The sequence below is a fragment of the Campylobacter concisus genome, assembly GCF_050447505.1.
Lineage (GTDB): Bacteria > Campylobacterota > Campylobacteria > Campylobacterales > Campylobacteraceae > Campylobacter_A > Campylobacter_A concisus_BP.
In genome coordinates, this window is record NZ_JALMFZ010000001.1 from 1,481,500 (window position 1) to 1,495,482 (window position 13,983).

Sequence of the window (13,983 nt, forward strand, 5' to 3'; positions counted from 1 at the left end):
TTACTTCTTAACAATGTCACTTAGTTTGATCGCGTCAAGCATCTCGTCGATCTTGCCTTGAAGGCCGCTAAACATCGACCAAATTTGACAGCTTGAGGCTTTGTTTGACGGGCAGCCAAGCGCTGAAGATGAGCACTCAAAGACGCTTAGTTCGCGCTTTTCAGCGCATTCGATTATCTTTTTTATGCTTAAATTTTCAGGTTCGCCGTTTAGTGCAAAACCGCCATTTGCTCCTTTAAATGACTTCAAAACCCCATCTTTTGCCAAATTTTGTAAAATTTTTGCCAGAAAACTTTTTGAAATTTTAAGCTCATTTGAGATCGTATCAACATCAACTGGCGATGATTTTTGAGATATTAAAATAAGCGAAAGTAGAGCGTATTCGCTTGCCTTTGTAAAAAGCATTTATCTTCCTTAACTCTTTAAATAGCCCTAATTTTATTAAATTTTTACTGCATTTTTCATTAATTTTTAAAAAGCGTAATTTTATCTAACTTTATGTTTTAAATGCTATAATCGCTCTTCCAAAATTCACCAATCAGGAGGTCATCATGGTGCTAAAAGTATAAAAGCAAAAAATTGTTTAACTTCCAAAATTCACCAATCAGGAGGTCATCATGGCTTTGGATTCGGCTAAAAAAGCTCAGATAGTTGCGAAATTCGCTAGAAAAGAGGGAGATACAGGCTCTCCAGAAGTTCAAATAGCTCTTTTAACAGCTAGAATAACTGAACTTACAGAACACCTTAAAATTTTCAAAAAAGACTTCTCATCACGTTTAGGTCTTTTGAAACTAGTTGGTCAAAGAAAAAGACTTTTAAAGTATCTTAAAAACAAAGACTACACTACATATTCAAAACTAATCTCTGAGCTTGGCTTAAGAGATAAATAATCCCACGGAGAGCGACCTGCTCTCCTTTTAAATTTCACTTTTACTTTCAAAATTTCTCTTTATTTTTATAGTTTAAATAGCTTGTCTCAAACTAAATTTAAATTTAATTTTTCATCTTTCAGCTTTTGTGTCAAATTTACACAATTTATTTCTTATTTGATAAATTTTAGAAATTCATGCAAATTTAGCATATTTTTTAAATTCCTATATATTCGGCTTTTTAAATTTTATATAAAATATAACTTAAAATTAAAATTTATTTTTTAAATAAAGAATTTTTCATAAAAGATTAAGTTTCGCACTAGTAATATTACTCAAAATAAATATGCAGAAAATGCATAATTAGAAGGAGAAAGTGATGAAAGAAGGCAAAGTCATCTGTCCTTATTGCGGGACAGGCTGTCAAGTAACCTTGCACGTGGAAAACAACGTCGTTCGTGCCGCTACTGGCGTCGAAGACAATCCAGTCAATCAAGGAAATTTATGTTTAAAAGGCTTTTATGGCTGGGACTACGTTGCAAGTCCAGATAGACTTACAAAGCCGCTTATTAGAAAGAAAAACGGCGTTTTTTCAAAGGATGGTGAATTTGAAGAGGCTAGCTGGGACGAGGCACTTGATCTTGTCGTAGAAAAGATGAAAGAGGCAAAAGAGAAATACGGCCCAGATGCACTTGCTGGTAACTTCTCAGCACGCTGTACATTAGAGGACAACTACGTCGCTCAAAAGCTAATGCGTGCAGTCATAGGCACAAACAACGTCGACCACTGCGCTAGAATTTGACACGCTCCGACAGTAGCAGGACTTGCTAAAACAATCGGAAACGGAGCTGCCACAAATAGCTTTACAGAGATTGGCACTTATAGTAACTGTATATTAATGATAGGCTCAAACCCAGAAAATGGCCACCCAATCGCAGCTATGCACATCCAAAGAGCGCTAAACCGCGGTGCAAAACTGATCGTTATCGACCCTATAAAGACTGAGTTTGCAAGTAGAGCAGACATCCACTTGCAGCTAGAGCCTGAGCACAACATCCCAGTTATCAACGCACTTCTTTACACTATCATCGAAGAAGGCCTTGTAAATGAGGAATTTGTAAGAGACCACACAATAGGCATCGAGTACGTCAAAGAAGCTGTCAAAGACTATGCTCCAGAGGTTGTAGCAAAATACACAAGGCTAAATCCAGAGGATATCAGAGCAGCTGCTAGAATGTATGCCACCACAAAACCAGCCGTCATCACTCACGGCATGGGCGTAACTCACTTCAACCACGGCGTTGGCGGAGTTTGCGATGTATCAAATTTATTCTTGATCACTGGCAATATCTGCGAGCTTGGCACAGGCGACTTGCCGCTTAGAGGTCAAGAGAATGTTCAAGGCTGCTGCGACATGGGCGTTTTACCAAATATCTTCCCAAATCTTGGTTCAGTAACTGACCCAGAGCAAAGAGCTTGGTTTGAGAAAATGTGGCACCTTGAGCCTGGATTTTTAAACTCAAAGATAGGTATCCATAAAACTGAAGTACCTGATGCGATCCTTGATGGCAGAGTGCATTTCTTCTGGACTATCGGTGAAAACCCGGTCATCTCTGAGCCAAATACAAACCACTTCTTAAAAGGCATCGCAAATGTCGATTTCTACGTGGTTCAAGACCTATTTTTAACTGAAACATCGCTAAAAGCTGACGTCGTTCTCCCTGGCGTTGCAAGTAGTGAAAAAGAGGGTCTTTACACAAATGCAGAGCGCCGTGTCCAGCACAACGAAGCAGTCATCACACCTCCAGGTGATGCTAGACAAGACTGGTGGATCGTTTGCGAGATCGCACGTCGTTTGGGCGCAACTGAGGGCTTTAACTTTAGCTCACCAGAAGAAATTTGGGAAGAAGTTAGAAAATGCGACCCTAGACGCTACGGCGGTATGAGCTACTATAGACTTAAAAAATATCACGGACTTCACTGGCCATGCCCAACTGAAGATGATATGGGTGGTCAAAGCCTCTATCTTGATAAGAAATTCTTTACACCTGATGGTAAAGGCCGCTTCGTGCCATGCCTATTTGTGGATAAGGCTGATGAGATCGAGAGCGCAAAACTTGAGTTTGCTAAGAAGATGAATATGTCACCAGAGTATCCTATCATGGCTGGTTCAGTCGATGAGAAGACTGACGCTGAGTATCCGATACAGCTTTTAACTACAAGAAAAGTTTATCAATACACCGTTGGCACCATGACAAGACGCTCACGTGCCATCGAAGAAGGCGGAGATAGCATCGGACCTATCGCTGAGATGAGCCCAGCGCTAGCAGAGAGATACGGACTAAAACAAGGCGACTTCATCAAAGCTTGGAGTAGATACGGCTACATCGTCGTAAAAGCTGAAGTGACTGACATCGTGCCTGATGGCATCATACAGATGACTTTCCACTACTGGGAGAGCTCTTGCAACGAGCTAACAAGCAGCGGTTGGGACTACATCAGCAAGACTCCGACATTTAAAGCAGCTATCCAGATCAAAAAGATCGATGAAGAGGAATTTTTACGAGTTCGCGAGCTAAAACGCGAGAAATTCCAAACTTCAAAGATCATCTACGATGACTTCCACCACCACGGAAATGCAGCGATAAATGAGTAAATTTAGCGGGTAACTCCCGCTAAATTTCTTTATTATTAAATTTCATTATTCAAAAATGCTGACATTGCAAAGCAAAATCTAAATTTTAAATTCACTGTTTATGATTAAATTTTATATTTAAATACAAAAGCAGATATTTTAAATTTACTTAAACGCCAAAAAGCTCATGAAATTTCCCCATTTAAACGTGCTTTCAACTCGTTTAAAGCCAGCATTTAGGGCTAAGCTTCTATTTTCTTCTTCTGTGTATGGCACCAGCACATTTTCAAGAGCCTCCCTTTTTTGGGCGATCTCATAGCGTGAGTAGCCTTGCGCCTGCTTGTAGTCCTCGTAAATTTCTATGACGCTTTTAGTAAGCTTCTTATCATCAAAGATGATCTTTTCACTAAACAAAAAAACTCCATTTTCATTTAGTCCGTTATAAATTTTTTGCACCAAATTTGCTCTTTTTGGCGGTCTGATAAACTGCAAAGTATAGTTTGCTAAAACCGCGTCAAAGCCCTCTAGCTCGTACTCTGTGATGTCAGCTAGGATGAAATTTATACTAGCGCCATACGCCTTTGCCTTGTTTTTAGCGTTTGCTAGCATCGCCTCAGAGTTATCCACGCCACTTAGCGCTAGGTCGTTTCTAAGGTTATTTAGCAAAAGCAGGCTATTTGCCGTAGAGCAGCCAAGGTCGCACACACTTGCCTCTTTTGGCAAAATTTTAGCAAGCAACTTTGCATTTAAATTTGAGCTAACGTCATAAAATGGCACCGAGCGCGAGATCATATCGTCAAAAACGCTCGCCACAAAGTCATCAAATTCAAACTGCTTGCTTATAGGCTCCTTAAAAATTTCATCTCTCATATACCAGCTCCATATCCGTCAAAGTATCTCATCGTCTCCTCAAAAAAGAGATCGCACACGCCCACGCACTGCCTAGCCTCGTTTATATCGCGCTTTATCTGCTCTTTTAGCTCGCTAAGAGAGTTAAATTTCTTATTATCGCGCAAACGTTTTATGAAGCAAACGGCAACGTGCTTTGTCACTTTTGGCGCGACCTCGTCTAAGATGTGCGTCTCAACGCTAAAATTTCCATCCGTGCTAAGTCTGTTGCCTATAAAAGTGACCGAGCCATAGGTGTATGAGCCCATTCTCGTTCTTGTCGCATAGACGCCCTCGCGCGGCAAAAGATAGCTTTTTATATCTAAATTTAGCGTAGCAACCAGCTCTTTTGCGCCGATGCCCTGCCCTTTTATCACGTTGCCCTCGATAGAGTACTCCCTTCCTATTAGCCTGTTTGCCTCATCGATGTTGCCTTGGCGTATCAGCTCTCTGATGGAGGAGCTATGCACACCCATGCCGTCATAGCAAACCTCATCAACGACGACTACCTCGCCATCAAAAATCCTCTTCAAATCGTGCTTGTCCCACGCTCTGTTTCTGCCAAATCTAAAATCAAACCCAACAACGATCTTTTTTAAATTTTTAAAATCCCTCTTTAAAAGTGCGATAAATTCCTCGCCACTAAGCCCTTTTATACTCTCAAAATCATACAAGAAGCAAGGATAGTTTGAGTACTCGGCTCGCTTTAGCTTTGGCGTTATGTTTGCCTTATTTTTGTCGATGACGACAAGTCCGCCAAACTCGCCAAGCTGTTTTAGAAGCTGCTTGTGCCCCCTGTGCACGCCGTCAAAGTGCCCGATCGCAACGGCAGTGATGTTATCTTTTGTTAAAAGCGTAGAAAAATTCGGCATTTCCTTCCTTTCCCTTGACTTCGCACTCTTTGCAAGCTATCAGTTCAAATTTCAAGCTACTTGCTAGCACTTCAAAGCGCTTCATAGCTAAATTTACAGCCTTAGCGTCGGTGACAACGCCTTTTTTGTTGCGTTTTACGCCAACGCCCACTTCAAACTGCGGTTTAAAAAGTGTGATGATGAGCGAACTCTCGCTTGCAAGCTCACAAATGGCTGGTAAAATTTCAGACAAAGAGATAAAGCTCACGTCGCAGGTTATGAGGTTAAATTCATTTTTGTGCGTTTTAGCAAACTCCCTGACGTCAGTTTTCTCATAAATTTTCACTCGCTCGTCGCTTCTTAGACTAGCATCTAGCTGATCAGTGCCCACATCGACGCCAGTCACGCTCTTTACGCCACGCTCAAGTAAAATTTGCATAAAACCGCCAGTTGAGCTGCCGATATCAAGTGCGTTTTTGCCAGCTAGGTCAAATTTCATCGCCTCCAAAAAGCTCTTTAGTTTCAAAGCGCCTCGCCCAACGTAAATTTCATCAAGTAGTGAAATTTTAGCCTCGCTAACTTCGCTTGAAACCTTGGTGCAAATTTCGCCATTTGCTAGCACCTTGCCTGATTTTATTAGCTCGCTCGCCTTATTTCTACTTATGTTTAAAACACTTGCGACATAGTTATCAAACCTCAAGTTTTAGCCTCTCATATTCGCTCTCATCGATCACCAGCACGCCTAGTTCATTTGCTTTTTCTAGCTTACTGCCAGCCTCCTCGCCAGCTAAGACGAAGTCCGTTTTTTTAGAAACTGAGCCAGAAACCTTTGCGCCAAAACTCTCAAGCTCGGCTTTTATCTCATCTCTTGGGCGACTTAGCGTGCCAGTTATAACGACCGTCTTGCCACTTAGCGCATTTGAGATGCTTTGCACCTGCGTCACGCTTGGCTGCACGATCTGGCTTAAAGCTAAAATTTCGTCCCTATTTACCTCAGCAAAGTCGATTAAACTATTTGCCATCTCCACGCCAAAGCCCTCAAGTGCGGTTAGCTCCTCAAAGCTAGCATCAAGCCAGTCCAGTCCAAAGCTACTTGCTAGCTTCTTTGCCGCCACCTCGCCGATATGCTCGCAGCCAAGGCCCGTGATAAAGCGCGATAGCTCCGCACCTTTGCTAGCCTCAATGGCATTTAAAAGGTTATTTACCTTTTTCTCTTTAAAGCCCTCAAGCGACATAAGATCATCAAATTTAAGGCCGTAAATGTCTTTTATGCAAGCGATCAGCCCCTTATCAAATAGCAAATTTACGATCGCATCGCCAAGGCCGTCGATATTTAGGCATTTTTTCGATGCGTAGTGGATTATTGAGCCCACCACTCTTGCCCTACAGCTTAAATTTTGACACTTTACAAAGACGCCTTCATCAAGCAGGTGCGAGCCGCAAACTGGGCAAAATTTAGGCCTCTCTATCGCTTGCTCACTGCCATCTCGCCTATCTTTAAAAACCTTTGTGATCTTTGGTATCACATCTCCTGAGCGGATGATGCCGATGTAGTCGTTTTTCATGACGCCAAGGCGCTCGATCTCGTCAAAGTTATGAAGGGTGGCGGATTTTACATTAGCACCATCTATATTTACCTCATCAAGCACGCCAACAGGCGTTACTACGCCGCTTCTGCCAACTTGAAGTGCGACATCTCTTAGTCTAGTCACCTTTTCAATGGCTGGAAATTTAAACGCCACCATAAATTTTGGAAATTTGACCGTATATCCTAGCTGCTCACAGCGCGCAAGGTCATTTACTCGTATCACCATGCCATCCATCATCACGCTCTTTGCCTCACGGCTGGCTAGTAGCTCGTTATACGCAGCCTCAAGCTCATCTTTTTTTAAAATTTTAAAAAATTCATCCCTCTCAAAGCCAAGATCTCGCACAAATTTCATCACCTCGCTGTGATCTTTTAGCCCAAGGCTCTGCTCGCCCACGCCCCAAGGTATGAAAAGTAGCTTTCTTTTTGCAGTTACTGCACTATCAAGCTGTCTTAGGCTGCCTGCGGCTGCATTTCTAGGGTTTGAAAGTGGCGCCTCACCATTTTTTGCGCGCTCTGCGTTTAATAGTTCAAAGTCATCTTTTTTTATGACGACTTCGCCCCTGATTTCAATAAGCCCTTTGTAGCTAATGCTCTTTGGCACCGAGCTAATGGTCCTTGCATTTTGCGTCACGTCCTCGCCTGTAACGCCGTCGCCTCTGGTTATTGCCCTAACTAAAACACCATTTTCATAGAGTAAATTTAGGCTCGCTCCGTCAAATTTTGGCTCAGCAACAAAGGTCAAATTCTCTTTATCGCCACGCTTTAGCCACGCATCAAGCTCGCCAAGACTAAAGATATCCTCCATGCTCCACATGCGCTTTATGTGGCTTGCCTTGCTAAAGCCCTCTTTTACGCCTCCGCCCACTCGCTTAGTCGGCGAAAATAGCGAAATTTCACTTGGATTTGCCTGCTCGAAGGCTAAAACCGCGTGATATAGCGCGTCATACTCCTCGTCGCTTGCAAGTGGCTCGTCCTCGTCGTAGTAGGCCTTAGCCCACGCATTTAGCGTATCTACCGCTTTTTCATACTCTTGTTTTGTCATTTTTGCTCCAAATTTACACCGCATTTTATCTTAAATATACTTTATAGATGATCCAAATTTAGCTCTCTGGCGTCACATAAATGGACATTTTTATAGACCTTTGCTATCTCGTCCCTCGCCCTCATCAGCGCAAAGCCAAGCAAATTTTGCCCTCGCCACTTCATAGGATTTTGCGCATTTTCATCGCTTGCGGCTAAACCTATGCCCCAAATTTTATCAACTGGGCTTGCCTCGACTAAAATTTTACTCCCAGTTTGGAGTAAAAAGTCACGCAAAGGGGCATTTTGGCTAAATTTTAGATAGCTCGCATTTAGCACGACGCCAAATTTGACCTCGTCCCAGATCTTAGCATCAAAGCCTCGCACCTGCCTGCCAAGCGCCTTCATCTGCGCTGGATCTTTGGCGGATAAAATTTGCCCCAAGGCATCTTCATCGCCAAAACACTGAGCCTTTTTAGCCATCATATATTGCTCAGCGCAAATGTATCTAGTTTCATCTTGCCAAAAGCTAGCGGCATACCACTGACTAAGGCAGCTTGCACTTAAATTTGCACTCTTTTGATGACCCCAAAATAAGAGAAATTTATCCGACTTGCCAGCGTTGTAGCGCTTTTTAAGCCACTTTAGATCATATCTAGGCTCACGCTCCCAAAGGTCGGTAACAAAGTCACCATTTATAAAAAGTGTGCTTTCATCAAAGCCTAGCCTCTCATCCCAGTATCCACGCCACATCGCAGGCTCGGCAAAGAGTTGTTTGTATTGATGCTGTTCATCTTGGCTTAGCGTTTTAAGCCACTCTTTAAATTTAAACTTATAATCCTCGCCGTAACCCATCCTCCAGCCGATAGAAAATGGGCTAATATGAGGACAATTGATCCAAGGTGGCGGCAATAAATTTCTCATCTAGCCTCTTTTTAGCCAAGCGCCCTACCAAAGCGTGGCTTGGCTCATCGCCTCGTGCATATCAAAAAGCTGCTTGTGCTCGGCCACATCGTGCGTTCTTATGATCTGCGCGCCGTTTTCGAAGGCTTTTAGATGTAAATAAAGCGAGCCTGGCAAGCGGTCCTTGACCTCGCTTTGATAGTAGTGATTTATGACTGATTTGCGACTAGCACCAACAAGTAGCGGGCAGTCAAATTTCAAAAAATGCTCCAAATGCTTAATAAGCAGCAAATTTTGCTCAGCCGTCTTGCCAAAGCCAATGCCAACGTCAAGCACTATCTTTTTAGCGCCAAGCTCCCTTGCAAGGGCTATCTTTTGCTCGAAAAAATCCGAAATTTCGCCGATTAGATCGTTATACTTTGGCGCGATCTGCATGGTGGCTGGATCGCCTTGCATGTGCATCATGCAAAACTGAACGTCATATCTTGCAGCAAGCGTGGCAAGAGAGGCATTTGCCGTGATGTCGTTTATCATCTTAAAGCCGTGGTTTAACGCAAATTCTAAGCAATAAGGATCAAAGCTATCAAGGCTAAATTTCGCCTTTTCGTGTAAATTTAGCTTGTAAATTTCCTCCACGATATCTTTTATACGACTAAATTCCTCCTCACGTCCGCAATACTCGCTCCCTGGTCTTGAGCTAACGCCGCCAAGGTCGATGTAGTGGGCTCCTGCTTCTATCATGGCTTCGATTTTAGTTATGCCATTTAGAGTATTTATACGGCTTTGCTCGTTAAAGCTGTCTGTGTTGATATTTGCAACACCCATTATAATGGGCTTTGCAGGTTTTGTAAATTTAGTTTCCAAAAAAACTGCAAGCTTTTTAAGCCCAAAGTCTTGTAGCTTCTCTTTTTTAGCTAACTGCCTTAGCTGCGCGTTTGTCGCCATTAGCAAGGCTTTGTTTAGGCTCTCGCGACCTAAAATCGTATCATTATGCGTCACCAGCTCGGCGCCGACACTTAGGGCGTCTTGCTTTAGGATATTTGCCGCTGGGGTCTTTATCTCGTCGATAAAGATAAAATTTATCTCGCTCTTTTCATACATAAGCTTCGCACCAGCCGGACTTGGCGAGACGGCCTTACAAATTTGATCAAAGTCGCTTTTGTTATTTATCTTATAAAATTTCAACGTCGTCCTTTCTCAAAGATAGTAAGCAAAAGTGGCGTCAAAACGGCGTGAGACTTCGCGTTTAGATCAGCAAGCTTGATGAGTGAGAAAAAATACTCCATCTCATCGCCGCTAAATTTATACCCACTATCAACCGCCTTTGTCACGATGGCTCCGACAAGCTCTTTTAGCTCGTTTTTGCCAAATTTTTGCGCCTGCTCCTCTGCTATCTTTTGATCGATAAAGCTTGTTAGCTCTTTTAGGCCAAGCGATTTTAAATTTAGCTCCACACTCATTTTTGGCTTTTTGGTGAGCTTGTTTTCTATGAGCATCCTCGATCTTATCGTTGGTAGAAGTAAATTTTTACTCTGCGTTACTATTATAAATTTGATGTTTCTTGGGGGCTCTTCGATGATCTTTAAAAGTGCGTTTTGAGCCTCGGTGCGAAAAGACTTTGCCTCTATGACTAAAATTTTCTCATCTTTTTCGGCGATATAGGCTTCGGCGATGACCTCTTTTGCATTTTCTAGTAAAAAATCATCGCTTATAAAAAATCTTAAGTTATTTACTCCAAACTCGGCTTCAAGCTTGGCTTTTAAATTTTCAAAATCGCTTGTTATGACGATTTTATTTAGCATTTAGAGTATCACCTTTGCAAATAGCACGGCGTCTATGCTTTTGTCAAAAAGTTTGTATAAATTTAGAAGTTTGATGTCTAAGTTTTCATCGCTCGAGCTTAGCGTGAAGCTATTTTGCGCCTGCTCGTCAAAGAGCCACATATAGCTATTTTCATCAGTCTTGGCTAAATTTGCACGCTTGTCTATGCTCTTGCCGATGTAAAAAAAGATGTAGCCATTTGGAAAGGCAAGGCTTAGCATATCTTTTAAAAGCTGCTTTTGCTCGTTTGTCTCGACGCTGTCAAAGGCTGGATAGAGCGATCTTAGGCTAAAAAATGGCAAAAATGGACGCTCGCTTTTTGTGCGGTTGATATTTCTTAAAAGATAGTTTTCAAACCACTCTCGCTCATCGTCGCAGATGACTATAAAAGCCTTGCTATCAAGCAAAAATTTAAGCCTAGATGCAAGCAAAGGCGTCCATTCGACGCGCTTCTCCTCCATCCAGCTCATATATCTTTCGCTTCTTATAGTCTCAAGCGTCCATTGGATAAAATCTTGCATTATTTATCTAACTTATACGCATCGTGAAGTACGCGAACTGCGAGCTCGCCATATTTTTGATCGACGATCATTGAAATTTTTATCTCACTTGTTGAGATCATCTGGATATTTATCCCCTCTTTTGCAAGCGTCTCAAATGCTAGACATGCTACGCCGCTGTGGCTCTTCATGCCTACGCCGATAACCGAGACTTTCACGATCGCATCGTCATACTCGACATGTTTTGCAGCTGAGAGCTTTTGCATAGTCTCTTTTGCTAGGTCAAGCTCGTTTTGTGGCACTGTAAAGCCTAAATTTGTCGTGCCGTCGTGTCCTACGTTTTGGATGATCATATCTACATTTATATTTTGATGAGCTAGAGCTGTGAAAATTTCAGCTGCGATGCCAGGCTTATCGACTACGCCTCTTAAAGTTACTCTTGCTTGATTTTTATCTAGTGCTATACCGCTTACTAAAACCGCTTCCATATTATCTTCCTTTGCTATTAATGTACCTTCGTTGTGGTTAAAACTGCTTCTTGTGATTAGTTTGACATTTAGTTTTTTTGCTAGCTCGACTGAGCGATTTTGAAGCACTTTTGCCCCAGCAGAGGCAAGCTCAAGCATCTCGTCATAGCTTATCTTTTCTAACTTTTTTGCCTTTTTTTCTATCCTTGGATCAGTCGTATAAACGCCATCAACGTCGGTAAAAATTTCACACAGATCAGCTTCAAGCGCACCAGCTAATGCAACCGCGCTAAGGTCGCTTCCACCTCTGCCAAGAGTGGTGATATCGCCTTTGTCGTCTATGCCTTGAAAGCCTGCTACGACGACGATCCTGCCAGCTTTTAGCTCAGCTTTTAGCCTAGTGGTGTCTATCGTTTCTATCCTAGCTTTTGTATGCACATCATCAGTCATTATCCCAGCCATTGCGCCAGTTAGTCCTACGCACGCATAGCCTTTTGCATTAAGTGCAATCGTCAAAAGCGCGGTGGTTACTTGCTCCCCAGAGCTTAAAAGCATATCAGTAGCAACGCCGTCTGGGTGCTTTGAGAAATACTCACTATATTCAACCAATTGATTTGTAACTCCACTCATCGCAGAAACTACCACAACCACGTCAGCGCCGCTGTTTTTAGTCTCTATGACCCTGTTTGCCACAGCTTCGATGCGCTCAAGCGTGCCTACGCTAGTTCCGCCAAATTTTTGAACGATTAACATCAAAAATATCCTTTCTCTTTAAAATAACTCAAAACTTTGTCATAAATAGGCTTTTTGAAGTGATTTATCCCCTCTAAAGCCTTGTTGATATCTACAAATTTATACTCGCTAAACTCTGGATGCTCAGTCTTTAAATTTATGCTCGCACCATTTTTAAGCCTAACCAAAAAGTACTTTTGCGTCTGCCCATCAAATGGATAAAATCTCTTTGACGCATTTGCCGGAAAGTCGTAGCTAAGCCAATCAGGATACTCTTCTAAGAAGTCAAATTTATCAGTTCCGATCTCCTCTTTAAGCTCCCTTTTTAGCGCTTGTTTTGGACTTTCGCCTTCATCTATGCCACCTTGAGGAAACTGCCAGATATCGTCCATATCAACCCTTTTTGCGACTAAAATTTCGCATTTAAAAGGGTAAGAGCTAGACAAAATGACAGCTGCTACATTTGGTCTATATTTTTTTTGCATGTTTTTTCCAAAAAAATTTATTTGAGATGATAACGAAAAAGAGTTAAGAGATAGATAAATAAGAGTTAGTTTTAAACTGCTCTAAATGCCAAATTTCTTATAATCGCCAAAATTTAAAAAAGAGAGAAATTTGCAAGTTTATATCCACGTGCCATTTTGCGAGAGCAAGTGTCCTTACTGCGCCTTTGGCTCAAGCGATGACGAATTTAGCAAGGTTGGCGCCTATTTTAAAGCGCTTTGCTTTGATCTAAATTTCCAGCTAAAAAGCCAAAATGTAAAAGAAATTTCAACCATTTTTTTTGGTGGCGGCACACCAAGTGCGGTAAATGCTAGGCTTTATGATAAAATTTTTAGCATTTTAGCTCCACTTTGCACGCCCAAAACTGAGATCACACTTGAAGCAAATCCAAATTCAGCAAATTTATCCTGGCTAAAGCATGTAAAAAATTTAGGAGCAAACCGCATCAGCTTTGGCGCTCAAAGCTTTTTTGAAGATAAGCTTAAATTTCTAGGGCGCATTCACAGCAGGGAGCAAATTTTTAAAGCAGTTGAAAATGCCCATGCAGCTGGCTTTAAGAGCATAAATTTAGACCTTATCTATGACACTAAATTTGATACCAAAAAGCGCCTTTTGGCTGAGGTTGAAAATCTAAAAAGCCTTGCTATCACGCATCTAAGCGCCTACTCGCTCACGCTTGAAGAAAACACCCCATTTGCTGGCAAAAAAAGCTATAAAAAGGATAGCTACACTTTGGCTAAATTTATGATAGAGCAGATCCAGAGGACTGGCTTTAAGCAGTATGAAATTTCAAATTTCGGAGAAATTTGCAAGCACAATCTTGGCTACTGGCAGGGCAAAAACTACCTTAGCGTGGGGGCTTTTAGCGTGGGCTTTGTGGGTGGCACTAGATACTACGCCAAAAGTAGCATAGACGCCTACATCGCTCAGCCAACGCATAGAGAAAGAGAAATTTTAAGCCAAAGCGAGCTAGCAAGAGAGCATATATTTTTAGGGCTTAGAAGCATCGTGGGTGTGGAGGCTGGGCGCTTAAACGAAGCTCAGAAAAAAAGGGCAAATTTACTTGTAGAAAATGAAAAACTGCTCTTTAAAAATGGCAAATTTTACAACCCAAATTTCTTACTAAGCGACGAGATCGCACTCTTTATCGAGGGCTAAATTTATAAAAATTTGAGCAAAGTCAAGATAAAATACAAAGCTTA

Annotated in this window: 14 protein-coding genes; 3 read left to right on the forward strand and 11 right to left on the reverse strand. The window is 42.0% G+C overall.

From position 1 onward, the window contains the following. Positions 1 to 405, reverse strand: coding sequence for an Rrf2 family transcriptional regulator (locus tag MTT09_RS07560; protein WP_004317794.1), 405 nt, complete (start codon positions 403 to 405; stop codon positions 1 to 3). Positions 406 to 617: 212 nt separating this feature from the next. Here MTT09_RS07560 and rpsO point away from each other — a divergent pair, with 212 nt between their 5' ends. Both rpsO and fdhF read left to right on the forward strand, forming a co-directional pair. Next, positions 618 to 890 (forward strand): 30S ribosomal protein S15, encoded by a 273-nt coding sequence (gene rpsO / locus MTT09_RS07565; protein WP_004317763.1) that lies wholly within the window; start codon positions 618 to 620, stop codon positions 888 to 890. A 358-nt stretch (positions 891 to 1,248) separates the two neighbouring features. Continuing rightward, entirely contained in the window at positions 1,249 to 3,525 is a 2,277-nt protein-coding gene (fdhF, locus tag MTT09_RS07570; RefSeq protein ID WP_429803402.1) for a formate dehydrogenase subunit alpha, read from the forward strand. 144 nt (positions 3,526 to 3,669) lie between these two features. On the opposite strand, the gene cmoA is transcribed toward fdhF, so the two are convergent. Genes cmoA through MTT09_RS07620 form a run of 10 tightly spaced genes read right to left on the reverse strand, consistent with a single transcriptional unit; the run spans position 3,670 to position 12,762 of the window. After that, positions 3,670 to 4,374, reverse strand: a complete 705-nt coding sequence (cmoA, locus tag MTT09_RS07575) for a carboxy-S-adenosyl-L-methionine synthase CmoA (protein ID WP_429803403.1) — start codon at positions 4,372 to 4,374, stop codon at positions 3,670 to 3,672. After that, positions 4,371 to 5,264 carry a bifunctional riboflavin kinase/FAD synthetase gene (locus tag MTT09_RS07580; protein WP_429803404.1) on the reverse strand — a complete coding sequence of 298 codons (894 nt, stop codon included), beginning with the start codon at positions 5,262 to 5,264 and terminating at the stop codon, positions 4,371 to 4,373. Before MTT09_RS07580 ends, cmoA begins: the two co-directional genes overlap by 4 nt. Beyond that, complete coding sequence (gene tlyA, locus MTT09_RS07585; protein WP_429803405.1) at positions 5,230 to 5,943, reverse strand: 23S rRNA (cytidine-2'-O)-methyltransferase TlyA; 714 nt, start codon at positions 5,941 to 5,943, stop codon at positions 5,230 to 5,232. The genes MTT09_RS07580 and tlyA overlap by 35 nt, the downstream gene beginning before the upstream one ends. Beyond that, entirely contained in the window at positions 5,933 to 7,876 is a 1,944-nt protein-coding gene (ligA, locus tag MTT09_RS07590) for an NAD-dependent DNA ligase LigA (protein ID WP_429803406.1), read from the reverse strand. Before ligA ends, tlyA begins: the two co-directional genes overlap by 11 nt. Before the next feature lie 41 nt (positions 7,877 to 7,917). Further along, positions 7,918 to 8,778, reverse strand: a complete 861-nt coding sequence (locus tag MTT09_RS07595) for an NADAR family protein (protein WP_429803407.1) — start codon at positions 8,776 to 8,778, stop codon at positions 7,918 to 7,920. Between the two features lie 24 nt (positions 8,779 to 8,802). Continuing rightward, positions 8,803 to 9,942 (reverse strand): dihydropteroate synthase, encoded by a 1,140-nt coding sequence (folP, locus tag MTT09_RS07600; RefSeq protein WP_429803408.1) that lies wholly within the window; start codon positions 9,940 to 9,942, stop codon positions 8,803 to 8,805. Continuing rightward, on the reverse strand, positions 9,939 to 10,559 hold the full coding sequence (locus MTT09_RS07605) for a DNA polymerase III subunit delta' (RefSeq protein ID WP_429803409.1): 621 nt from the start codon (positions 10,557 to 10,559) through the stop codon (positions 9,939 to 9,941). The genes folP and MTT09_RS07605 overlap by 4 nt, the downstream gene beginning before the upstream one ends. After that, on the reverse strand, positions 10,560 to 11,099 hold the full coding sequence (locus tag MTT09_RS07610) for a HobA family DNA replication regulator (protein ID WP_021087775.1): 540 nt from the start codon (positions 11,097 to 11,099) through the stop codon (positions 10,560 to 10,562). Then, complete coding sequence (locus MTT09_RS07615; RefSeq protein WP_103559136.1) at positions 11,099 to 12,298, reverse strand: aspartate kinase; 1,200 nt, start codon at positions 12,296 to 12,298, stop codon at positions 11,099 to 11,101. The genes MTT09_RS07610 and MTT09_RS07615 overlap by 1 nt, the downstream gene beginning before the upstream one ends. Next, on the reverse strand, positions 12,298 to 12,762 hold the full coding sequence (locus MTT09_RS07620; protein WP_021087786.1) for an RNA pyrophosphohydrolase: 465 nt from the start codon (positions 12,760 to 12,762) through the stop codon (positions 12,298 to 12,300). The genes MTT09_RS07615 and MTT09_RS07620 overlap by 1 nt, the downstream gene beginning before the upstream one ends. Positions 12,763 to 12,892: 130 nt before the next feature. On the opposite strand from MTT09_RS07620, the gene hemW reads away from it, so the two are divergent. Next, positions 12,893 to 13,939: a radical SAM family heme chaperone HemW gene (gene hemW / locus MTT09_RS07625; RefSeq protein WP_429803410.1), complete on the forward strand. Its 1,047-nt coding sequence runs from the start codon at positions 12,893 to 12,895 to the stop codon at positions 13,937 to 13,939. Positions 13,940 to 13,983 lie beyond the last annotated feature (44 nt).